Genomic DNA, 22754 nt, shown 5'->3' with positions numbered 1-22754 from the left:
AAAGGGATGCCGGCACAAAGCAGGCTCGGACAGCGCTGTTTCGCAGCACCACGCTGGCAAGTGGCGGCGGGACTGCTTGCGGATTGACTGCCGCTAATCCCCTGCAGGCCCGGACCGGTCGAGGGTCATTAAGCATTGCGTTCGCCAATCCGGCTTGATTGAGATAAGGATGATAGCTCTTTGCATTTCGAGCAACCGGCGGTTCGCGATTGTGCGACTCGCAAGTGAGGCTCTCCGCCCCATCTGTCGCTGAATAGTTGAGCCCTTCTCGGGGTCGTGGCAAGCCGACGCCCCCGGCGGTCCATTCCCCTCAGATTGCTAGATTAACTACGCGGACCGTCTTCACTTATCGATTTGGCGGAATCAGTCCAGGCCGATGCGGGGCGCTCAGAACCGCTTTATCTCGATTCCGTATTTCCTCAGCGCGTAGCCGACTTGGCGCGGGGTTAGCCCGAGTAGGCGCGCTGCCTTGGCCTGCACCCAGCCAGACTTTTCCATAGCCGCAACGACCCGCTCGCGATCAGCCATTCTCGCACCACTAACGAGAACTGTGCCGGAAGGTGCCAATGAGCCCGGTTCGCAGACAGCCTGCGGCGGAGGGGCCGTTTCAGCCAGCGGGATGATGGACTTTGCAGGCACCGGTTGCATCGGTGCCGCCGGGTCTGTCTTGCCATACGATGTGCTTTTCCAAAGCGTCGTGGAAAGGCATTGGCCTTGGCTGCATGCAAAGTCACTTCTTACAATCGATGTTCCGGCACTGAGTGTCGCGGTCCGCTCGATGCAGTTCTCGAGTTCGCGGACATTTCCCGGAAATTTACAGCTCATCAGTACATCGATCGCACTCGCCTCCAGAGTAAGAGAGCGGCCGTTCTCGCTGTTAAACTTTCTGAGGAACTCTCTTGCGAGCAGCGGAATATCACTGCGTCTTTCGCGAAGCGGCGGCAACAACAAGGGAACTACGCTAATACGATAGTAGAGGTCCGCGCGGAATTCGCTCCTTGCCACAGCCTCTTCAAGGTTCCTGTTGGTCGCAGCTATCACCCGAACATCGACTTTAATCGTGTGATTGCTGCCGACGCGCTCGAACTCCTGCTCTTGCAGAACTCGCAGCAACTTCGCCTGGAACGGAGGTGAGATCTCTCCGATCTCGTCAAGAAATAGCGTCCCTTTGTCAGCAAGCTCGAAGCGCCCCTTGCGGGCGCTGACAGCACCGGTAAAGGCACCTTTCTCATGGCCAAACAATTCCGATTCCAGGACCGTCTCGGGGAGCGCCGCGCAATTCAGCTTAACGAACGGCCGCTTAGCACGAACGGACGACTCGTGAATGGCCTTGGCTACCAGCTCCTTCCCGGTACCGGATTCGCCACGCAGCAGAACCGTGCTGTTTGATCTGGCTACAACGACAATCTTCTCAAGCAGTGCGCTCAGCGCCGGGCTGTCGCCAATGATCCCGTGTGCCTGAAGCTGCTTGCGCTCGCGAGCGGGCGGCCCACGATCAACTGTCTGTTTCTCTAGCCGGTCCTTGTCCACCAACGATTGTTCGCGATCGCCGGCGAACAAGCGATGTAACTTGATCGTTTGTCCTATCACGTTCGCGACCATGGCGAGCAGCCGCGCATCGTACTCGAGAAGACTTGAACTGCCTTCCGGGATACGGTCGATCGTCAGCGTACCAACGACCGTCGAATCAACGCGAATCGGGACCCCGATGAACGCTACCGGTATACTATCAGAGGCGCCGAGAACCTCCCGGTCGGCAGCGCTGAAGGCCGTCTCGGCGGCTACATTCTCGACCATAAGAGACCTGCCTGTCGCTACGATCTCGTGGATTGCTTTCTGCGGCACGCACGTCCGGTAACGTTCGTCAGTGCCTTCGCTCCAGCCGGCGCCAACTGTAAGTTCTGGAACGCCGTCATCGTTGAACAGCGAGACGAGGCCGTGTCGCATCTGCACAAACGATTGCAGAAGACCGAGAACGTTGGCCAAGGTGACTTCGAGCCGGCCGGGAGCATTTAGTATTTTCGATATTTCGTAGATGCCGGCCAGCGCGCTCTCATGCGACGGCTCCCCCGGGGGGGCACGCTCCGGTTCCGGCTGCGAGGCAGGTCTTTCGCTCGAGGAGGGGATATGCAGCATAAGCCTGTCTCCGTTTCCTTGATCATCCTCCCTGGACCCATGTCCGGATTGGCGAGGTTCGTTTTGCATGTCACTCTCGATCTAGCGCCAAGTGTTGACGAGATGACATCGAACCGTGACACTTTTTCATGGCACGACAGTAAACTTGCCGTGTGCCTTCGATTCATTTTCTGTTGATTGTATGCGCGTGGTCAGCGGAGAACGTGAGTCCGTTGGGAAGCTCAAGTCAGCTTCGCCGCCGGGCCGGCCGCTTCACAGATGCTGGCCACCGTTGATCGGCACCTCGGCACCCGTAACATAGCTCGCCGCATCCGAGCATAGGAAGAAGATGACCTTGGCCACTTCGTCCGGAGTACCCACTCTGCGCAGCGGGATACTTGCCACGACGCGCGCTTCCGCGTCGGGCGACAGCATGTCGGTCCTGATTTCGCCGGGCGCGATCGCATTGACGCGAATGCCATGCGGCGCATAGTCGTGGGCCAATTCGCGTGTGAGGCTCGCAAGCGCAGCTTTCGAGGTCGCATAGGCGCTACCGGCGAATGGGTGCACCCGCGAGCCCGCGATTGAAGTCACATTCACGATCGATCCTGACGCGGCTCTTAGCTCATCAAACAAACCCTGCGCCAGCAGGATCGGAGCCACCAGATTAAGATGAAAGACCCTCATCCAGGTATCGGTTGAGGTGGTCAACGATGTCATCCGATCGCCTGTGGGCGTTTTCGGCGACACACCCGCATTATTCACCAGCGCGTGCAAGGGCGCACCGGCCAAGCGTTTCTTAACCTCGGTGATTGCGCGCGGCAGCATTCGATGATCGCCGAGGTCGACCTGGAAATGATCGTCATTCCCAGCCTCCCAGGGGCATCGCTCGCCGTCGAACGGTTGGCGTGCGCAAGAAATGATGCGCCAGCCTGCCTCCGAGAATAGCTTGGCAGTGGCATGGCCAATTCCGCGCGATGCGCCGGTGAGTAACATCACCTTCGGTTCTCCACGATCAACGCGCGCATTAACAGCGTCAACGAGGCGATCCAAATGTGCTTCGGGCAGCGGACCTCGGATCAGATTGTCATTTGGCAGATCGAGACCCACGGCCGCCTCCTCTACTTTTGCGCCCGCGCACGCGTAGCAGGATTTGCGCCACTGCGATGTACGTAAATGCGCTTCCGTTTTGCGTCCTAATGTCGCGCACGCGGAATGTTTGGCGCATTCAAGACAGCGGAGGTGAGCTTTCTGACAGCGATGGTGACTCTGCTACGTAAGTTCGCGAGCACTCGCCCGCTTCATGAAAGGGCTACCCAGCCCGCGTTCGCTTTCACGATCGCACAACCGTACGAGCCTGCGGCTGGCCGGCGCCTCTCGTCGAAGTCGAAAAATGCCCGGGGATAACGGCCACGGCCATTAGCCGCCCCAACATAAAACTGATGTACCAAGCTTGCACGTTAGATTCGTCGGCGGCCACTTTTGATCTATCGCGCCATGCTCTGAGCGGCACTGGATTTCGCGGCGCTAGTTCCAAGCATGAGCTGGCGAGCTGAAATGTTCATCCGTGATTGAGCGTTGTTTAGCTTCCGTCTGCGGCCCGCCCGAAGCGAAGACGAAGGCGTGCTCCTTCTGTAAAACGCAGCGGCACTTTAGGGCCGTTGTTGTCGAAGCCGCGCCTTAGCCGAACGCATTCGGCCGCGGCTTCGTTCTCTTCGCCCCTGGAACGTTGCGGCAATGACAGCCCGCGGGCCAGAAAATCGTCGCCCGGAGAAGAACTTCCACGGCTATCGGACGTAAAGAGCGGCGGTGAGATCGATCACGCGGGTTTGCGACTTTCACGAAGCCATAAGCGCTTGCGAGTTGTCTTCAATCAGGATCAACCGGCCCGGATCGTTCAAATCGAATTCTATAACGCGTGGGGCGAAAAGACGCGCATAGCGCGTAAAAGCGCTCGTTGGCGGAAAACGGATCACCGTGTCGCAGCGGGCAAGGAGATACATCTCGGTGAGGGCAGAAAAGCCGCCTTCAGCTCCGAGGGCGGGATGGTGCAATGGGCCCGCTTGAGGCGCCTGGAACTGCTTTGGAATCGCGAAGACATCGGGAAATTTAACCGAAACCTGCTCGAGGACGAGCGCACTGTCCGTGCACAGGAACGCCCTCACAGGTTTTGCGTGGGATAAACTCCTGGCCTCATCAATGGCATTGTAGATCTGCCGCAAGGCGCGCTCCGTGTCCGCCCAGTAAGGGGCATGCCCCATAATATCTTCGCCATTGCCATGCCGGACATGAATGCCGATTACGCTGTACGGCTCAAAGTGCTCGCGGTAGATAGCATCAATCCGGGCCTGAATTTCAGGCCGCGGCTTAATACTCCGGAAGATTTCGCGTTCCGCTTCCTGATCGCAGCGCCACATCAGGCAGGCATCACACACAACCGTGTTAGCGTCACTATCTCTCTGACTTTGGAACAGTTGATCGAGTTGATCGCGTTCCCTGAAAATCTGCTCGTCCGGTCGATAGATGCAATCGAAAGATGGCTTGTTCCACCATGTTGGAAAGAATGGTCCTGGAAACGAACGCGTATTGATGTCGTCATCGCAAATTACTCGCACTCCGCCAATGTCTTCAACCGGTTCGAAGAAGACTGGAAAGGCATTGGTGAATGGTTCATCAAGATAACAAGATCCCCGCCAATCAATGGCTAGCGTCCGTCCTGTCTGCTTTGCAAATCGCCAGGCTGCCGCGAGTGACCACAGACAGTCGCCAAACCCCGTACGTCGCCGGGACACTACGAACCGATCATTGCTCGAACCGCTAACCATCTGCCTTGCCTTTTCGCGCGCTCCTGGTTGGACAAGAGACGTCAGTACAGACGTCTCGCGTATCTTCTCGCCCGGCGTCACGGCCTGAAATCGCGGTGCCGGCGAGCTGCATCGGTAGAACTTCATAGCAGGGCTATCCGTGACGGGCCGCGTTCTCTCAATACGATCGTCCTTTCTTCAACGGTGTTGCATCGACCTGCCCGAAGCCCGATGCCCGATGCCCCGCTCTGCATCGGATGGCCTGGTCCCCTCACATGCACGCATGGGCGTGGCCATGCGCATGAGTCATGGCTATGTTCCGCTTTGTACATTATCGTGACGGCAAGCCGCGTGCAGCGGATGCAGGCGAACGCCCCGAAGCTCCCATACGAGCCGCAATTCCTTCACAAGATCTTCACGCTTGGCCTGGTCCAGCAGGGCTGTGTCGAAAAGCGACCCGAGCGACGCCTCGCCCTCGATTCGCATCAAGATCTCGAAAAGCTCAGGTGAGATACGCATACTAGAGTGGGCGGAATGTCCCATGCGGATCTCGCAGACCGTTTCCTGCCGATCTGGCGCTATGTGGGAGCGAACACGATGAAGGGATGCGTACGGCGGCAATGACGCAGCCAGCGCACTCCAATCCTGCAGTGATGCTGGCCGCTTCCTGACGAGGAACGGCCCAACAACAAGTCCGTCCAGATCAGTCGTCAAAAACGTGGTGATCGCATCTGACACGGACTGCACGATCGGCTCGGCATTGTTGTTAAATGAGGTATTTAGAAGAATCGGAAGGCTCGTTCGCTTCTTGAACGCATTAATGACGTCCCAGTAGGCGGGGTTTGTCTTGCGCGATACGGTCTGCAGCCGAGCCGTCCCATCAACGTGCGTGATCGCACCGAGCACGTTACCCTTGGCTTCACGCACGCGAACTACGAAGTTCATGAAGGGGAGCTGCCGCGTGCCGTCGGGGAGCTCAAAGAACTCGCTCGCATCCTCCTCTAATGCAGATGGCGCAAAGGGGCGATAGCTCTCGCGCTTCTTGACCACCGCGTTGATGCGATCCTTGTTTTCCGCAGGCCGCGGGTCCGCTAGAATGCTGCGGTTACCAAGCGCACGTGGGCCGAACTCAGAGCGCCCCTGAACCCAGCCGATTACAGCGCCATTTGCCATCCAGTCCGCCGCACTGGATGCTATGTCATCACTTCGTTGAATGTCGAGGTGGCCTGACCATGCGTTGAGCTCAAGCTCTGTGGCTTGCTCGTTCCCAAGATCGGGCCCCCAATAAACGTCCGGCAGTCGCTCGCGCGGCGCTGGCCTGCCTAGCTCGCTTGATACCATTAATGCAGCGCCGAGTGCGCAACCGGCGTCGTGCGCCGCGGGTTGAACAAAGATGTCGTCAAATAGCCCGGAATAAAGCAGCTTACCGTTCAGCGTGCAATTATGGGCCACCCCGCCAGCTAGGCACAGGCGTGTCATGCCCGTCGCTTTACGATGGTGCCGCAGGGTGTGAAACACGATCCGCTCCAGCGCTTCCTGCAGCGACGCGCTGACATCTCGATGCTGTTGGGTGAATGGCATTCCCTTTCGCCGAACCTGGATGTTGCGCAAAAGGGCTGGTCCGATTCGATCCAGGTGAACGCGATAGCCACCGCTGTCCAACAACTCGTAGAACTGCGCGAAGAGCTCGCGATAGCGATCGGGATCACCATACGGTGCAAGCCCCATCACTTTGTATTCGTCGAACATCCCGCAGCCGAGATATCGGATCGTCTCGAGATAGAACAGCCCAAGAGAGTTGTGTTCCGGGAAACTTACAAGCTGCGCAATTACGGTCCCGGACCCTACCGCCATTAAGCCTGAGAGAAAATCGCCCCCGCCGTCGATCGCAAACACCAGACTTTGCTCGAACCCGGACATGGCAAACGCGCTCACGGCATGTACTTCGTGGTGATTCACGAAGGAAACCCGGACGGATCGATCTCGGCCCCGAATTCCCGTGCCAACAGCTGCCGCAGCAACAGTTTGGGGTCCAACGGAACGGGCTGAGAAACAGAAAGGCGCTCGAGCATGGCTTTGCAGTAAGCTTCAGTCGCGTAGAACGCGATACGGTCGATGTCGCCGAGCTCGACTCCTGCGGTAGAAAGGCAGTATCGGATCGAATTGCTGGGGAACTTGTTGGAGTGCTTGACGCGGTTGAGGCGCTCCTCTTCGACAGCAGCAATTACGCGGCCGTCCTGCACAAGTACCGCAGCGCCATCGTGAAGAAATGTATTCGGCAGCTCCGGAGAGCTTTCATAGATTCTGTCAAGGCCGCCACTCAGTCCTATGCTCAACATCCCGTTCTCCATGGAAGGCCATGCCGTCCCACCGATCTAATCTGTACAGTCACGCGCAGCCGGTGCGCGTGCCAGGCAGCACAACACGACTTTGCAAGGTCCGATCGGCCGAACAGGCGGCCGTAGAGCTGGCTCGATCGCGGCTTCTCAAGGCCGTTTCACAAGCTGCTCTGACAGACCAGGTCACTCGCGAGCTACCGCGGAACGCATCATGACACTGCATCGCTTTGACTTCTCCGTTTCGCTGAACTCACGTCAACGCAGCAGGCGGCGCCGAAATAACGCGATCGACGCGAAAAAGGGCAAGACCGCGTAAACGCAGAGCGCGCCTACGTGTAGGGCGGCATTGTCGGCGCCGCGCTCAAGCATCACTGGGCGAATAAGGTCGACCGAATGTGCCAGCGGCAACAAGCCGGCAAAGTGCTGAAATGAGTCGGGCATTTGGCTCGTCGGAAAGACCGCGCCACACAAGAACACCATGGGCGTAAGGACGAGCGACTGGTAAAACACGAAGTAATCGTAAGTTGGCGCAAGAGATATGACGACCATTGCCAGGCTGGCGAAGACAAGGCCCGTAAGGGCGATTGTCGGTATCGCACAAAGAACCGACGTCCAGGATGCATAACCCAGGGTGGCAGCGACAATCCCGATTGCTGTCCCGGCTAGAACGGACTTACTGGCCGCCCACACCAACTCACCTAGAACGATATCGCCAAGCGTGAGCTGTGTGAACAAAATTCCCTCCCAGGTGCGCTTGACATCCATCCGAGCAAAGGCTGCGTACAGAGTTTCAAAGGTCGCGGATGTCATAGCGCTAATCGCGACCATACCCGCCGCCAAAAACGCAATGTACGAAGTCCCCTCAACCCGTCCCACAATGAGTCCGAGCCCAAAGCCAAGGCCAAACAGATTGGTTATGGGATCTGCGAGGTTGCCGAGAAGCGATGCAAGCGCGACTTTCCTCCATGCCAAGTAATTTCGACGCCATACCGCGGTCCAATTGTACGCATTAGCCGGCATGACCGACGCATAACCATCATCCATCGCTCATTTCTCCATCTCGCGCCCGGTCAACCGCAAAAACACGTCTTCGAGATTCGGGGGGCGCTGCAGAACGCGAAGGTCCGTTCGCCCGCGCAGGTGCACGCTGATTTCGTCCGGACATCGCGCGTAACAAAAAAGCGTCTCTCCACTCACTTCGATATGCCGCGCATACGGCCTGATCAGCTCCCGGAGTTGATCTAGATCACCGCCATAGATCTCGATCACGTTGCAGCCGATATGCTCGTCGATCAAGGCGTCTGGCTTGCCTTCGGCGATTTTGCATCCACTCTCAAGCACGCATAGCCGATCGCAAAGGCGTTCGGCCTCTTCCATGAAGTGAGTGGTCAAGAGGATCGTCTTGCCGCGCGCAAGAAGAGCCCGCAGGCGTTCCCAGATCAGGTGGCGAGCATGCGGATCGAGCCCCGTCGTCGGCTCGTCCATCACGAGTAGATGTGGATCATTGATCAGAGCGCGCGCCAGCGTCAGCCGCCGCTTCATACCACCGGACAAAAGGGAGACGCGCACGTCCGCCTTGCTTTCAAGCCGCGCAAACTCAAGCAACGAGGGCACAACCGCTTCGATCGTGCGAGCGCTCATGCCGAAATAGCGGCCAAACACAAGCAGGTTCTCCCGCACGGTGAACTCGGGCTCAAGGTTATCGAACTGCGGCACCACGCCTACGCGCACGCGCGCCGCACGAGCGCGGGAAGGCACAGGCTCATCGAGGACCGTAATCTTGCCTCGATCGGGGGAAATCATGCCGAGGAGCATGCGTGCAATCGTACTTTTGCCAGCTCCATTTGGCCCAAGCAGCCCGAAGCACTCTCCGCGCGCAACCGAGAACGACAGGTCATTGACGATAACCTTGTCCCCGAATGACTTTCTCACGCCGACAAGGTCGATCGCCATATTGGACATGTTCATCTTAGGCTGACAGAAGTCGTTCCGTAGGCGATGACTTCTTGATGACCGTTTTGCTCCAGAGCGTGCCCTCGCACCACACATGCTCGACGCGCCCCCATTGGCATGCCGCCGCAGCATCGGGAAAGAATCCCCGTCCATGGAGGTTGGCGCTCGTGGTGCAGAGCAGCGGAATGCCGGTGAGTTGCTCAAATTCGATGAGAAGCGCAGCAATTTTGTGAGGAGAGTTGCGGGAAATTGTCTGCAGCCGCGCCGAGCCGTCGAGATGTACCACTGCCGGGATCTTGTCGCGCCAATTCGCCCGGGTTTGGTGATCGAATAGCATGTAAGGATCTGGCGTACCCGGGCTGAAGATCTCCGGCGCACGATCTTCCAGACAGATCGGCACCACCGGCCGGAAGTGTTCGCGCCGTTTGATGTCGTTGAGATGATCCTTCATCTCCGGGGACGTTGGGGCCGCAAGAATGCTTCTACCGCCCAACGCCCGCGGCCCGAGCCCGGCACACCCGGAAAGAAAGATGACGGGCTTGTTGTCAGCAAGAATCGAGGCAAGTTCAGGCAGACTGCACGGCGCCGCCTCCCAGTCCGGCGGAACCTCGCTCTCCTGCAGGGCGGGGCCACTGTAAACTGACCATTCCACCGGCTCGAAGCCATCTTGCGCTGCCATAGCGCCGCACGCCGCGCCGATTGCCGAGCCACTGTCATTTGGAAACGGCGGCACCCAGACATCATCGAATAATCCGGTCGCGCGAAGCGCGCTGTTCCATTTGATGTTGAGACCGCAACCTCCGGCGATGCATAGATTTCGCGCTCCCGGAAGCGACGAGTGCCGTAGCAGAACCATCGCGATCTCCTTAACGAGAAGACGTTCCAGAAACACATGAAACGACGCGAGGACGTCCTCCGCGCGCTTGGCCTTCAGGCGCAATGCGCTTGACTCGAAGAAGTCGTGAATAACTGCGAGAGACGCTTCCGCATTGTTGATGTTTTCGCGGTAGCGACGAGCCTGCTCCGTGTCAGCCGCTGAGCGCGTTTCATAAAGCTCCTGGAACACTTCCACGATGCTTTCGTCCACGGAACCAAGCTCGATGTAGGCCATCAGCTTGCCAGCAATGCCCAAATCCCAACTGGAGCGGTTCGGCTGCCGGTATGGGCCGAAGTGAAGGCCCGCGGCGGCATAGGCATGGCCAATCATCGGAAACAGCGATCCGATGAGCCGCGCGCCCTGGGGCTCGACATAGTAAAGGCGTGGAAAGATACAGCCGTCCCATACCAGACACAACGCGGGTTTCCCCGCGCTGGCGAAAGGACTGGTGCTATATGCTGAGGCGACATGGCCCGTGACATGCGGGTAGCTCTTATATGGAAACTCCTCGCCTCCGAGGAGGAGGCCATAGCCGTCGACGGAATCAAGGAGGCCCTCAGCATGACGCTCGACATATGGCGCGCCTTTTAGCGCGACCGGCACCGCTCCGCTTAGGAGCTGGAACTGCGATTCATTCTCCCCGTCCCAGCCATCAATCACGAACTGATCGATGTCGCGCGGATTCAGGCCATGCTCCGCCAAGGCGAAGACGACTGCATCGAGATTGTCGACGGACTGATAGCGAGGACCATTGCCGCGCTTCTCTTGCTCGACGCAAAAAAGACGCCGACCGTCCTCGACGACAGCAATTGCTCCGTCATGTGTCAACTTTATTCCGCAGATGCGCATACGTCCTCCTGGCCTAATGACCGGCGTTTGATTGTGCCGACGCGCCGCCCGGCTTCAGAAACCGGACGATCAAGCAGTCTTCGCTCGCCGACCCGGTGCAGCAGTGCCGGCGCTCGATCTCTGATAGGCTCTCATTGAAGAGAGCGATCACCGTCTCAGCACCGGCAGCATGCCCCCAGCGTTGACATATTTCATCACGCGCAGACCCGAAAATGAGAGTCTCATCTGGCGCAAGCATACTCACCAGGTTGCGGATAGCCGCATGCATCTCGACGACGTCCCTGAGGTAGTAAAGAACCTCAGCCACGACAATCAAATCGAATTGCTCAGTGGTCGAGAACCGCTGAATGTCGCAGGTCACCCAACTAATATGTGACCATTTCCCGGTCCGCAGTCGCGTTCGCTCGATTGCCTGCGGCATGACATCCACGACCGTAAGTCGCTCGCATAGCGGCGCCAGCATCTCCGTGAATGCACCGGCTGCACATCCTACTTCGAGCGCAGACGCCGCATCTCCGTCGCGGCGCGACATCCGGAGCATTTGCGCGTATCGCTGCTGCTCGAACGCACTAGTGTCGAGGCGCCACGGGTCGTCGACAGCCAACTCTCGCTCTAATAACTGATGGTTTTCGTCCTGAGTCATCAGCCGACCACTTATTTGTAGACAGTCGAACGATCGCGACCGGAAACACTCTCCGTCGCCGCCAGGCTCGATGGAGGCTGCGATAACGCCGCCTTACGAATAGGAGCAGGCGCCCCCCTACACCAGCAGGACTTCGTCCGGCATTCGGGTGCAGGATGACAGGCTGTTTCCCCTCTTCCGTCGGCATATCGGTGACTTTCCGAGATAGCCAATCGCTATTGCTCAATGTACAAAGCGCATAGGCCTTCAAAGGCAGTAAGAGACAGATATTGATCGGCGTGTGGAGCGAGAAGCCGATAAACCGCAGCTCGCGGGCACGAAGCGCTGCCACACAGCACCGGACCGTAGTCATTGCAGCAATCGTCAATCCCGTCCACCAGGGTATAGAGCCATCGATCAGGAGCTGTGCGAGCGCAGCAAGTGATGAAATGGCGAGGAGCAATGGGCCGAGATTTTGCCCGATAACGTCTAGCGTCAAATAACCATCGAGCTCTGGCAGCAGGCGCCAAGCAAGAAACGTATCTCGAAAGGTACTTCGCGCCCAGCGGAGTTGCTGTCGTAGATATGGCCGAAGACTGTGCGGGACGACTGTGGCTGCTATGGCGTCCGGAACGTATTCGGTTCGAAACCCCGCCTTGAGCATGAGTATCGTTAGGTGGCGGTCCTCGCCGAAATCGCTCGGCTTCCCACGAAAGAATTGGGCTTCATATTGATCAAGAAGCAAGGCGAGCGCGGAACGCCGATACATGGCACATGGGCCGCAGCAACACATGACGGCACCGAAGCGCGCCTGTGCCGCGCGCTCTTCGTTGCACGCGAGCCAATATTCCATGTCGATCAGCCTGGTCAGCCAGGTCTGGTTGCGATTGCTCGCGATCAGCTGACCCATGGCCGCACCGATTCCCGGGTCATGCATCTTCAATACAAGCTTCGTGACGACGTCGGCAGCAAGTATCGTATCGGAATCGACGTTGAGAACCAGATCACCGGATGAGCTGCGTATCGCTGCGATCTGCGCCTTGCGCTTTCCCACATTGTTCGCCAACAAGATAAAACTGAATCTCGGATCGCTCGCATATATCCGGTGTACAGGCGCGACAACGTCGCGGTTTGCCGATCCGTCATCGACCACATATACCTGCATCTTTCCGGCGTAGTCTTGACTGGCAATCGACTCCAGACATTCGGCGAGTGTGTTCGGATTCTCGTTGAAGCACGGCACGATCACGTCCACAGCAGGAACGACCACCTCGGCTTGTCCAAGGTTGTCCAGCGATGAGTTGATCGCCGGCTGAGCATAAAGCGCTTGCACGCTCTTATAGATCGTCGATAGGAGCGCATAAGATGAAACGGCGGCAGCACTGGTCGTCGCGAGCAGGTCCATGGGGTGTCGTTTTTTCAGTGGAGTTGAGGGAGTGGACGGATTACAAACCCGCGCCGTTGTAGTGCTGGAATGAGATATGCCAGCGCCGTCCTGGTCTGATCGCGCAGCGTAGAGCCACTGGGCAATCCCTCCTCATCGGGAGGATATCCGTCGTGCAGGAGCACAATTGCACCCGGGCGTACGTTCGCCAGTACGGAATTCACAATTGCATCAACCCCGGGGCGGGACCAATCTCTAGGGTCGACCGACCAGTGCAGAGCCGTGAGACCAGCGCTCGCCGCCACTGCGAGCACATCTCGCGTCCATATGCCGTAAGGCGCTCGCATATGCCTGGGCGAGGCCAGCGGGCACGCCAGACGGATGGCTTCGCTCGCCGTCAGCACCTCGTCGTGTAGCTCCGTAGGTCCGCATCTGGATAGATCAGGATGGGTCATCGTATGGTTCGCAACCTCATGCCCTTCCGCAATCATTCGTCGGATGAGTTCAGGATGCTCCGTCGCGTACGTCCCGATGACGAAGAATGTCGCGGGGACCCGATGTTGCGCCAGGACATCGAGCACCTCTGGCGTACAAAATGGATTTGGCCCATCGTCAAAGGTCAAATGGACAGCTCGACTTCCGCCCGCGTCAGCGTAGTCGCAGCGGACAGTAGATAGGGTGGAACGCTCTGTCACAACTCAGGCCCGTTACGATCGATGACAGTCCCGGCCGGCCATTCGCTTATCGAGCGTCCGACCGGAAACACCACGACGATCACGTCTTCGATGCGCGTCGGCGATAAATTTGGATAGACATCCGGCAAGGTGGAGCGGACGCGAATGCCACGCATCAGGGTGGCGAGCCCCTGCCTTTCGACCAGTCGGGTCAAATGTTTTTCGAGGGCCGAGCGAACCGCGCCAAATCCGAATGGAACGCCGAGCTCCTGGAGTGCGGGATACATCACGCGCATTGCGTGGCCTATCCCGTGCCCCTCGAGATCGGGGCGCACCGCATACAACCCCAGTTCGGCCACAGGGAGATCGACTTCACCAACTTTGATGAAGCGGCGCAGTAGCCCGATGTGAGCCGCTACCCCGCGCGCGTCGTAACCAATTACGCGGAGCTCGGGTCTTGCTCCAGCCCAACTTCGGCTCCGCTCAAACGGCTGCGCATTGAACGCACCCGTCGGTCCGTAACTCTTGCGGAAGAACTCCGCGAGCTCGGCATGATCGGCGAGCTGCAGTTCACTTTCCCAACGAAGGCTCCACTGCACTTGAGCGCGCCCAGAAGATCCTTCCGCAGTCGGGGAGACGGCAATGTTCATGGCGAGCTTCCTTGCGCCGGTGGAATGAAGAGCGGGGATGGTCACGTCAATTCGCTATTCGCCGAACCGCCGATGAATGCTGAGATGCGCCGCCATGCTCTGTCGGAGCTCGGCACTGCTCGCCTACTCCGCGCCGCTGGCCTTTGCGCGACGGAGCGATCGCTTGATTGCACCCTCGTGCGGTTGATGCCGCGCGCACGATAACTCGGAAGCTGCCGACGAGGCGGTTGGGCTAGCCAGAACCTGTCTGCACCAGCGAGCTTTTGTGCCTGCAGTCGCATCGCCCTCCGGCGCTTTGACGTCTGAGGGCCGGCCATCGGCGCGCAAGCCTCATCGATGGCGCATCGGAGCGGCATCAGATCACACTGGCTTTTATACATCTTCGACACGCCCCACATGCACTGGACAGGCGAGCCATTTGGAACGGCGCCTGGAATTCTTGGCATCCGCAACCTGCGTCTGCCTCTATTCTTCGACACTAGAATGAGGCTGAACGCGCCCTCAATTGTACGCGGGTAAACCTGAAATATGGAAACGGATGATATCCGCATACCAACGTTTATCGGGACGCGCTTGGCGTTCGAACGGCCACGCTTAAGGAGAAACAACAACGCGCGCCCATGGTGCGCTCCCACGTCTGGGAGCTCTTCTCTTAGCTCACGTGAACGACCGGAAACCATCGTGGCGCGTCTAATTGCTTTTTCCAAACTTCAGTTTGCTATCCAACCTCCCCCAGTTTGGTAAAATCGATTGTTTCGATAGAACACATCCACACGATGGATAGACTCATCACATGCGGTTCAAGGGACTTGATCTAAATCTTCTCGTTGCGCTCGACGCCGTGATGACGGCGCGCAACCTCACAGCGGCGGCTCGCAAAATCAATCTGAGCCAGCCTGCTATGAGCGCTGCGATCGCACGGCTGCGCACCTATTTCCGCGATGAACTCTTTACTATGAGAGGTCGCGAACTCGTCCCGACACCTGGCGCGGAAGCGCTTGCAGGTCCGGTTCGCGAGGCCCTGCTGCACATCCAACTCTCAATCATATCGCGGGACGCGCTCGACCCTGCTCAATCGAGCCGACGCTTCAGGGTCATTCTCTCAGATTTCATGACGATCGTTTTTTTCCGCAGAATTGTGGACCGCATGGCGCAAGAAGCCCCCGCGGTGCGCTTCGAACTGCTGCCATTTTCTGATGAACCGGATGAGCTGCTGCGGCGGGGCGAGGTCGACTTTCTCATTCTGCCGGAACTTTTCATGTCGAGCGCGCACCCTAAGGCGACGCTGTTCGACGAGAGCCTCGTATGCGTCGGATGCCGCGCGAACAAGCAGCTATCCCGGCAGCTTACGTTCGAACAATACATCTCGATGGGGCACGTTACTGCCAAGTTCGGACGCGCACTGAGACCGAACCTCGAAGAATGGTTTTTGCTTGAGCACGGCCTGAGGAGACGAATTGAGGTCGTCGTGCAGGGCTTTAGCCTGATTCCGCCCCTGTTGCTAGACACGAGCCGTATCGGCACGATGCCCTTACGACTGGCCAGGCACTTCGAAAAGCGGATGCCGTTGCGGATCATCCAACCGCCCCTCCCCCTGCCCACATTCACAGAGGCCCTGCAGTGGCCCTCATTCCACAATACCGACCCCGCGAGCATCTGGATGCGTCGGATATTGCTCGAGGAAGCATCCAACATGGCATCTGGGGACCAGGAGCCTCCAACTCGCAGGCGCTGTTAGGCTTACCTTAAGCTGCGCTCTGAACATCCCCGGCACACTGTAGAACCTTCGACGTGCCCCGTTTTCTTTCGTCTCTCCAGGGTATGGAGGTGAGAAGGAGCCACAGACGCGCAATGCGACGATCGGTCGCGAAGCCTTTTCCAGTTGTGCGCGTGGTGACCTCGAAGGTGCGGTTTGATGCGCTCACGACGCATTCAGGCTACGTCCGGCAACCATCGCAGAAGAATATGCCTGCCGTGCAAATGTTTGGCTCTATCACTAAAATGTCTTGAACCGCACATTGCGTCAGGTTGTAGGTTGCTCTCGTGACAAGCGCTGCACGACCCAGCTGTCGACACCGCGCTTTGGCACGCTGACGAACACTGGGCTGATCTGCCATCAGCGGACTGAACGACCCTGCTGCGTGGCCGGCCGGAACCGGCAAGACCAATTAGCTTGGAGCTCCCGACGCTTTCCCGCCGCTGCCGATCGGCTTTCCGCCTGCTCTCCATTGTTGCGGTCATCTCGCAAGCTTCCTTTCCCGGGCGCAGGAATGAGCCGATGTCCATTGGGGCGGGCCAAGACGATTGCTCCAGGCGCTGGCGCCACCGCACGCTATTGCGCAGCAACGACGTTTGTGCCGGATAGGAAGAGATGCGTTTCAAAGGTCTGGATCTAAATCTTCTGGTCGCGCTGGATGCTCTAATAACTGAGCGCAACCTCTCGTCAGCCGCACGCAAGATCAATCTTAGTCAGCCGGCAATGAGCGCAGCCGTTGCCCGGCTGCGCAAGCATTTCCGTGATGAACTGTTTGGAATGAGGGGGCGCGAACTTGTCTTGAGCTCACGCGCGGAAGGGCTCGCGGCTCCTGTGCGCGAGGCTCTGATGCACATTGAACTCTCGATTATGGCCCGACATCCGTTCGACCCAGCTCGATTGAACCGCCGATTCAGGATCGTCCTTTCTGACTTCGTAACAGTTGTGCTCTTCCGAAATGTCGTAGCACGCGTCACGCGAGAAGCCCCCGCCGTCAGCTTCGAATTGGCTGCGCCGACCGATGAACACGAGCTGCTCCTCCGCCGCGGTGAAGTCGATTTTGTTATCCGGCCAGATTTTTTCATGTCCAGCACGCACCCCAGAGCGGCCCTATTCGAGGAGCGACTCGTCTGCGTAGGCTGCTGCACCAATAGGGAATTACAACCCCGGCTTACATTCGATCGATATATGTCGATGGGGCACGTTGCAGTTAAGCACGGAGGTGCGCCCCGGACGCCAGTTGAGCATTCCTTTTTGACTGATCTCGGACCCACGCGGCGCATCGACATCCTCGTGCAGAGCTTCAGCATGATCCCGCCTCTCATAGTTGGGACGAACCGCATAGGCACGATGCCATTAGGGCTCGTGAGGCATTTCCAAAGAACGATGCCCCTTCGGATCGTTGAGCTTCCGCATCCATTCCCCGCCTTCACCGAGGCGGTCCAATGGCCCTCACTTCACAACAGCGACCCGGGAAGTCTGTGGATGAGGGACATTTTGTTTCAGGAGGCCACCCGCATGGCAACTACACAAGAGCTCCGTGTGACCAGCAGCCCGGAAGACGCGGAGCCCCCGGGACATTTCGTGCGATCCGTCTCACCGTTGCCGTAAGCACATTCGCGAAGTCTACGAACCTCACATTCCAACACTTGTCTCAACACACAATTCCTGCTCGCCTGGCTTGCTCTTATTGCCGGGGGAAAGGATCCTTGCGGCAGGCAAGAGGCGCTTTCGCTCTTCGCACCTCCGCCTCGGGGGCGAGAAACGGCAGACTGCCGACTTGATGCTTTTAGGGACGGGAACGGAACGGGGCCGGCGAGCGACGGAGCAATGCCTTCGCACTGAAGCTAGGCGTTTACGTTGCAACGGCCGCGGCAGGGCGCAGCTCTCTCAAGAAGGTAGGCCAGGCACGGAGCTCTTGCCGTCAACTCCCTGGGTCGGTAGTTGCTCCCGATGAACGGAGATGATCAGCTTATTCGGATTCCTACCACCGTTCATTGTGAGCATAGAGATCGTCGGACTTGCCGTGCCGTCGAAGCTAGCATCGCGAACGCGTGTGGCCTGAACGCATCACACAGCAGCACATCACATCCTCATCGCTTTGCGCCGCAGGTATGACTTCTTTTGGCCCTACCGCAGCCAAACGTCTTGACGACGTGCGCTGCGCTTGACTCAATTTCAAACAAGGAGCTGAACGTTGAAGCTTTGCAGCGGGGTGTTCGATCCAGAAGAGCTATCTGCCCTCGGACGGCTTTATGACGGCGCCGTCGACGCGCTACCTCCGTCGATGCGGAGTCCAGAAAACTGCGCAGCAATCGCCAAACTTATCCTGGAGCGTACGGCGGCTGGCGAGGCTGAACTGGCACGCCTGGCGAACTTGTTGATCACCCTTTCTCCTGAGGGTTGATCAGCCGCCATTCTAAGGATAGTCACCACTCGCGCGCATGAATTAAAGGCGATTCAACTGGAGCTTAGAAATCCGCTTGAATCATACGTGACGTCAGGTTGTAGGCTTTGAAATTGAACAACATGAACAGAGCTACACCAAGACGGCGTCGATGGCGCATTGGCGAACTTGCAGAGGCGACCGGAGTAACGGTGCGCACGCTGCACCATTATGAGCACACTGGACTGCTAGCAGCGACAGAGCGCACTGAGGGCGGTCACCGGATGTATGACCGCGAAAGCGGGCAACGGGTTCATCAGATTCGCGCGCTGCGTGAGCTTGGCTTCTCGCTCGTGGAGATCCGTAAAGCTATGGAGGGGACGACCTCACTCACGGACTTGCTGCGCAAACATCTAGAGCGCATAGAAGTCCAAGTCGCGCGCACAACTCTGTTGCGCGACCGTTTGCGCAACATGACCATCGACAGCGAGGCGCAGGTAAGTGTGGATGAGCTGCCTGCCACCCTGAACGCCATGTCGCGCGCCGAGACGCGGAGTCAGACGTCCCGGTGCACCTGCAATTTAGCTGCGGAGCGAGAGGACCGCTGGCGGCGAATCCGTGATGATCTTCGCGACTGCATGGATGGGGGCGAGCACCCTTGCGGAGAGCGCGCAAAGGCTGTCGCGGTTGCAGCACGCTTGCTGATCAGCGAAATCGCCGGCGACGATTCACGTGTTTCGATGATCCTGAAGGTACTTGCACGATTAAGCGCGCCCCGCAGTCTGGCTGGTTGGGATCCCTGTCTAATGCAATATCTCGATCTTGCCCTTGGCGGATTGGAGGATCAGCCTTACTGACGCATTCATGGCGGGTTCCACACGCCGGTTAGGGCAAGCTAAGAAACGCTAGGTGAACCGGCCGCTCTCCGACGCGGCTTGGAGTTTTACGGAATCAAACGGAAGGATTGTCACCGCCGGTCGATCCGCGTCCCTGACGCCTCCATCGCTCTTCCCAAAAGGGCTTGATCCGCACGTAACGTCAAGTTGTAGATCTTACCGTAGATGGCGGCTCGCCCGGCCAACGCAGGTTTGCCCAGCAAGCAACGCCTGTCTACAGGCGTGGTTGACTACAACCAGTTGCGGTTCACTTCAGGTGAGCATTGGAAGCTCTACAATGGTAAATAAGCGGCATGCCTCTCTTGCGCCTGCGGCGCTTCTCTTCTGCGCTCTCGTCGCTCCGTCTGCGCGCGGCTCTGAAATAAAGATCGCCGTGGCTGGCCCAATGACCGGAAGCAGCGCTGCATTCGGCGCGCAAATGCGCGATGGTGCGGCTGCGGCGGTCGAGGTCCTGAACGCCTCAGGCCAGCTTCCCGATAATGCCAAAACTATATTGAGCGTCGCTGACGACGCCTGCGACCCTAGGCAAGCTGTCGCAGTCGCGAATAAGCTCACGACAGAGCGGATCCTGTTGGTGGTTGGCCATTTTTGTTCCTCTTCGTCGATCCCGGCCTCCGACATCTACGCGAAGCTGGCATCGTCCAGGTGTTACCAGGCTCGTCAACTCCTCAACTAACAGAGCACGGCCTTGAGACTGTCTTTCGGATCTGCGGCCCGACGACCAACAGGGAGCCGTTGCCGCCGAGTACATTCACACGAATTATCGCCTCGAGAAAATCGCGGTGCTGGACGACAAGAGGACTGCTGGCAGGGGGATTGTCGACGTGGTTGAAGCCCGGCTTCATCGATTGGGACGGCAGGTGAGCCGGCAAAGCTATGTTGCCGGTGAAAGGGGCTTCAGAGCCTTGCTCTCAAGAATGGAGAAGGACCGGCTGCGCGTCGCCTATATCGGCGGCTACCACACCGAAGTCGGATTGTTGGTACGCCAGGCAGCAGAAGCAAAAGCAGACCTCACGGTCATGGCGAACGATCCGCTGATGACCTCCGAATTCTGGGCCATTACCGGCAGCGCTGGGAATGGCACATTGTTTACCTTCATGCCCAACCCCGCTGGGAACGCCAATGCTGCCAGTGCGGTCGCCGGACTCAAAGCTTCCGGGCTGCCCGGTGAAGGCTACACACTATACGCTTGTGCCGCTGTGCAAGCCTGGGCAGAGGCGGTGAACCGGAGCGGCTCCTTCAATGCTGACCGGGTCGCCAGCGCGCTTCGTTCCCGACCGATCGACCGGTTCGACAAAAGGAGGGACAACTCGGCTTCTGGATTTTTGGTTTATCGCTGGCGCGACGGTCATGTCGAGCGTGTCAAGAAGTACTGATTTTCATGCAACGCAGCATTCCCCACGCGAAGTATCTCGAATGATGAGACGCCCTCAGAACGTTGTCGCAGCAATGCTCGCTAGCGCTTTTATATTCGCTGCTTTTGCAGCGTTTTTCGCGCTCGCTGCGGCGCTCGCAGAGCTACCGAGCGCCGCCCTGCCGAAGGTGCTACGCCCGATGATAGACAAATAGCAGCCCCCTTGTCTGATCCCGTCTGCAGCACTGGCCTCGGAGGCGGCCATTTACCGTTCTGCTAGGTTTGAAGGCATGCCCCTTATGCAGCCAGTGATCGAAGGTTGAGGACTAGGAAAGCGAAGCTAACGATTCTTTATGGACAAGCACGGATTTTGTTGGAGGCGTTCGCCTTCTGTCAGATTCGTGCCCGACCAGCATCTACGCATTCTCTAGCCTGGATTATATCGCGCAATCTCAGATCCACGAATGGAAGAGACAGCGGGACGGCACGAAGCAATCAGGCCCACTACCTAGACTATAGCCGAGTATACGGGTAGCGAGAGCTGGTGGATAGCCGGCGCCGGGATGCATGTCTCTCTTGGCCGCGGGGGCACCAAGGTTTTGGCGTCCAAGTCAACGCTACTCGTTCCGCTACTTCGTGCGCTCTCAAGCATGGCGGGTCATCAGCGGCTCAGCCGCCTGCCCGGGCATTCCCTATGCTTCCTAGCCCGGATAGCAGGAGAACCAATCAACCGGCTCCGATGAAGGCGGTGAGATTGCTCGCCTGCGCTATCAACGAACTGGATGCATCCCATCAACACTTTCTATTTTACTAATTGAAGCCAAACACCGCATAAGTCGATCGCCGGCTTACGGAAGGCAGTGTTCACGAATGTCGCGTGATAATGGATCACTTGGTCGCAGAGCAAATCACGTGCTTCTTGGCTGCTTCGAGCAATGTTTGACGGCAAGACACGTGGGGGCACGAATGCAGTGCGGTGACCAGTCGCAGTTGGCGCGCAATCTACACGACGTTGCCTGCCCCTTTGGGCATGATACTTGATTGCTCTAAGAAGACAGCTATCACGCACACTCGGCGATGGTAAATGCCTCCGCAGCGTAGAACTCGGGCAGGTGAGTTGGCCTTCGCAGGGGTGCGGGCTGGACCTTTCGCTCTGACCAGGCGGGTCGCCTCAACAGTCCGGCGCTGTTGCCGCGGCTCCAAGCAGAGCAGTACAATCAGCTGTGTGGCCCCGAACAGAGTCACCGCTGTTGCCGAACGCACTGGGCGGCTCGAGAATCCATTCAAATCCCGCGCCATCGGCAACGCTTTTCGTTTTTCCCTAGACGCTCATTGCACTTTTGCAATCCTTTCGCGGCACATATGTGCCCCCTCTTCCAGGGGACCGGAAGCGCCTCCTGTGCAGCAGTCATTTGTCCAGCGAAGCGTCCGCCGTTTGGCGAACGGGAAACGATACCTCTACTCCGCCTGTCTTGCATTTCACCACTTTGGAGAAATACCGTGGAACTTGACCCTTCCAATTCACGCATACAAAACCTCGAGGATCGCGTCGACCTGCAACTCGACATCGTGGCTGGGCTCATGCGCGAAGAAGGCAACGAGCTGGAAGCGATCCGATTACTTAATGCCCTCATAGGCCAAATGATCACCGCGGAACTGGAGCTCGGCCAGCTTGGCGATACAAGAACCGGCCACGGACGAATGCGATTGTCGCAAGACCGTGGCGTTTACCACCCCGAGGACCTTCAGATTCTGGGACGCCTTTTTGATCAGACTGTGGCGGCATTACCGGCCGCGCTGCGGACTTCCGCCAATCGATTGACGATCGCCAAGCTCATTCTTTCACGTGCGGCAGCGGACTGAGATTTCATTTGCGCTTTTTGGAGATTGATGGCGTTGAGCGGACGTTTATGGCTGGGCTGACAGTTACACTTAGGCCGCACACACCAGGGATCGACATTTGCTGTTTATGGGCTCACCGTCCGTAAGCGCGCCGCTTCCGCTGGCCTTTCATATGGCAACAGTTCGCCACCACTTTCGAAATCAGGCTTGCTCTATCTCACGCTGCCGCGCGGCGAACAGGATGGAAGTGGAGCGT

Annotated in this window: 17 protein-coding genes and 1 pseudogene; 7 read left to right on the top strand and 11 right to left on the bottom strand. The window is 58.1% G+C overall.

The genetic code is table 11. The features are described from left to right. Window positions 1-387 precede the first annotated feature (387 nt). From nifA to IC66_RS0138210, 11 genes and pseudogenes are all read right to left on the bottom strand, one after another. The gene (gene nifA, locus IC66_RS0138265; protein WP_014497807.1) at window positions 388-2136 is read right to left on the bottom strand and encodes a nif-specific transcriptional activator NifA; all 1749 of its coding nucleotides are present in this window, start codon (window positions 2134-2136) and stop codon (window positions 388-390) included. A gap of 252 nt (window positions 2137-2388) precedes the next feature. After that, complete coding sequence (locus IC66_RS0138260) at window positions 2389-3225, bottom strand: SDR family NAD(P)-dependent oxidoreductase (RefSeq protein WP_011084833.1); 837 nt, start codon at window positions 3223-3225, stop codon at window positions 2389-2391. Window positions 3226-3953: 728 nt separating this feature from the next. Next, on the bottom strand, window positions 3954-5066 hold the full coding sequence (locus IC66_RS0138250) for a nodulation protein NodZ (protein ID WP_011084832.1): 1113 nt from the start codon (window positions 5064-5066) through the stop codon (window positions 3954-3956). 165 nt (window positions 5067-5231) lie between these two features. Further along, window positions 5232-7258 (bottom strand): annotated as a pseudogene (locus tag IC66_RS49040) (carbamoyltransferase family protein). 255 nt (window positions 7259-7513) lie between these two features. Next, entirely contained in the window at window positions 7514-8302 is a 789-nt protein-coding gene (locus tag IC66_RS0138235; RefSeq protein WP_011084828.1) for an ABC transporter permease, read from the bottom strand. A gap of 3 nt (window positions 8303-8305) precedes the next feature. Further along, window positions 8306-9226: a nodulation factor ABC transporter ATP-binding protein NodI gene (gene nodI, locus IC66_RS0138230; RefSeq protein WP_011084827.1), complete on the bottom strand. Its 921-nt coding sequence runs from the start codon at window positions 9224-9226 to the stop codon at window positions 8306-8308. Window position 9227: 1 nt separating this feature from the next. Beyond that, window positions 9228-10937: a nodulation protein NodU gene (nodU, locus tag IC66_RS0138225; protein ID WP_038951078.1), complete on the bottom strand. Its 1710-nt coding sequence runs from the start codon at window positions 10935-10937 to the stop codon at window positions 9228-9230. Between the two features lie 13 nt (window positions 10938-10950). Continuing rightward, window positions 10951-11580, bottom strand: a complete 630-nt coding sequence (gene nodS / locus IC66_RS0138220) for a nodulation methyltransferase NodS (RefSeq protein WP_014497813.1) — start codon at window positions 11578-11580, stop codon at window positions 10951-10953. Then, window positions 11507-12964, bottom strand: a complete 1458-nt coding sequence (gene nodC / locus IC66_RS44210) for a chitooligosaccharide synthase NodC (RefSeq protein ID WP_011084824.1) — start codon at window positions 12962-12964, stop codon at window positions 11507-11509. The genes nodS and nodC overlap by 74 nt, the downstream gene beginning before the upstream one ends. A 14-nt stretch (window positions 12965-12978) precedes the next feature. Beyond that, window positions 12979-13638 (bottom strand): chitooligosaccharide deacetylase NodB, encoded by a 660-nt coding sequence (gene nodB, locus IC66_RS44205; RefSeq protein ID WP_011084823.1) that lies wholly within the window; start codon window positions 13636-13638, stop codon window positions 12979-12981. Further along, the gene (locus IC66_RS0138210; protein WP_011084822.1) at window positions 13635-14267 is read right to left on the bottom strand and encodes a NodA family N-acyltransferase; all 633 of its coding nucleotides are present in this window, start codon (window positions 14265-14267) and stop codon (window positions 13635-13637) included. Before IC66_RS0138210 ends, nodB begins: the two co-directional genes overlap by 4 nt. A gap of 793 nt (window positions 14268-15060) precedes the next feature. On the opposite strand from IC66_RS0138210, the gene nodD1 reads away from it, so the two are divergent. The 7 genes from nodD1 (at window position 15061) to IC66_RS0138175 (ending at window position 22519) form a co-directional block, all read left to right on the top strand. Then, window positions 15061-16005 (top strand): transcriptional regulator NodD1, encoded by a 945-nt coding sequence (nodD1, locus tag IC66_RS0138205; protein ID WP_018646994.1) that lies wholly within the window; start codon window positions 15061-15063, stop codon window positions 16003-16005. A 633-nt stretch (window positions 16006-16638) separates the two neighbouring features. Next, window positions 16639-17631 carry a transcriptional regulator NodD2 gene (gene nodD2 / locus IC66_RS0138200; RefSeq protein WP_011084818.1) on the top strand — a complete coding sequence of 331 codons (993 nt, stop codon included), beginning with the start codon at window positions 16639-16641 and terminating at the stop codon, window positions 17629-17631. Between the two features lie 586 nt (window positions 17632-18217). After that, window positions 18218-18427 (top strand): hypothetical protein, encoded by a 210-nt coding sequence (locus IC66_RS44190; RefSeq protein ID WP_014497819.1) that lies wholly within the window; start codon window positions 18218-18220, stop codon window positions 18425-18427. 122 nt (window positions 18428-18549) lie between these two features. Next, on the top strand, window positions 18550-19263 hold the full coding sequence (locus IC66_RS0138195; RefSeq protein ID WP_026312621.1) for a MerR family transcriptional regulator: 714 nt from the start codon (window positions 18550-18552) through the stop codon (window positions 19261-19263). A 424-nt stretch (window positions 19264-19687) separates the two neighbouring features. Beyond that, on the top strand, window positions 19688-19978 hold the full coding sequence (locus IC66_RS49035) for an ABC transporter substrate-binding protein (RefSeq protein ID WP_028154217.1): 291 nt from the start codon (window positions 19688-19690) through the stop codon (window positions 19976-19978). Between the two features lie 31 nt (window positions 19979-20009). After that, on the top strand, window positions 20010-20678 hold the full coding sequence (locus tag IC66_RS49030; RefSeq protein ID WP_080670247.1) for a branched-chain amino acid ABC transporter substrate-binding protein: 669 nt from the start codon (window positions 20010-20012) through the stop codon (window positions 20676-20678). Between the two features lie 1478 nt (window positions 20679-22156). Then, window positions 22157-22519, top strand: a complete 363-nt coding sequence (locus tag IC66_RS0138175) for a hypothetical protein (protein WP_014497821.1) — start codon at window positions 22157-22159, stop codon at window positions 22517-22519. Window positions 22520-22754: the final 235 nt, after the last annotated feature.

This window comes from Bradyrhizobium genomosp. III (assembly GCF_000261705.1).
Classification (GTDB): domain Bacteria; phylum Pseudomonadota; class Alphaproteobacteria; order Rhizobiales; family Xanthobacteraceae; genus Bradyrhizobium; species Bradyrhizobium ottawaense.
This window is presented reverse-complemented; position numbering and strand designations above follow the sequence as displayed.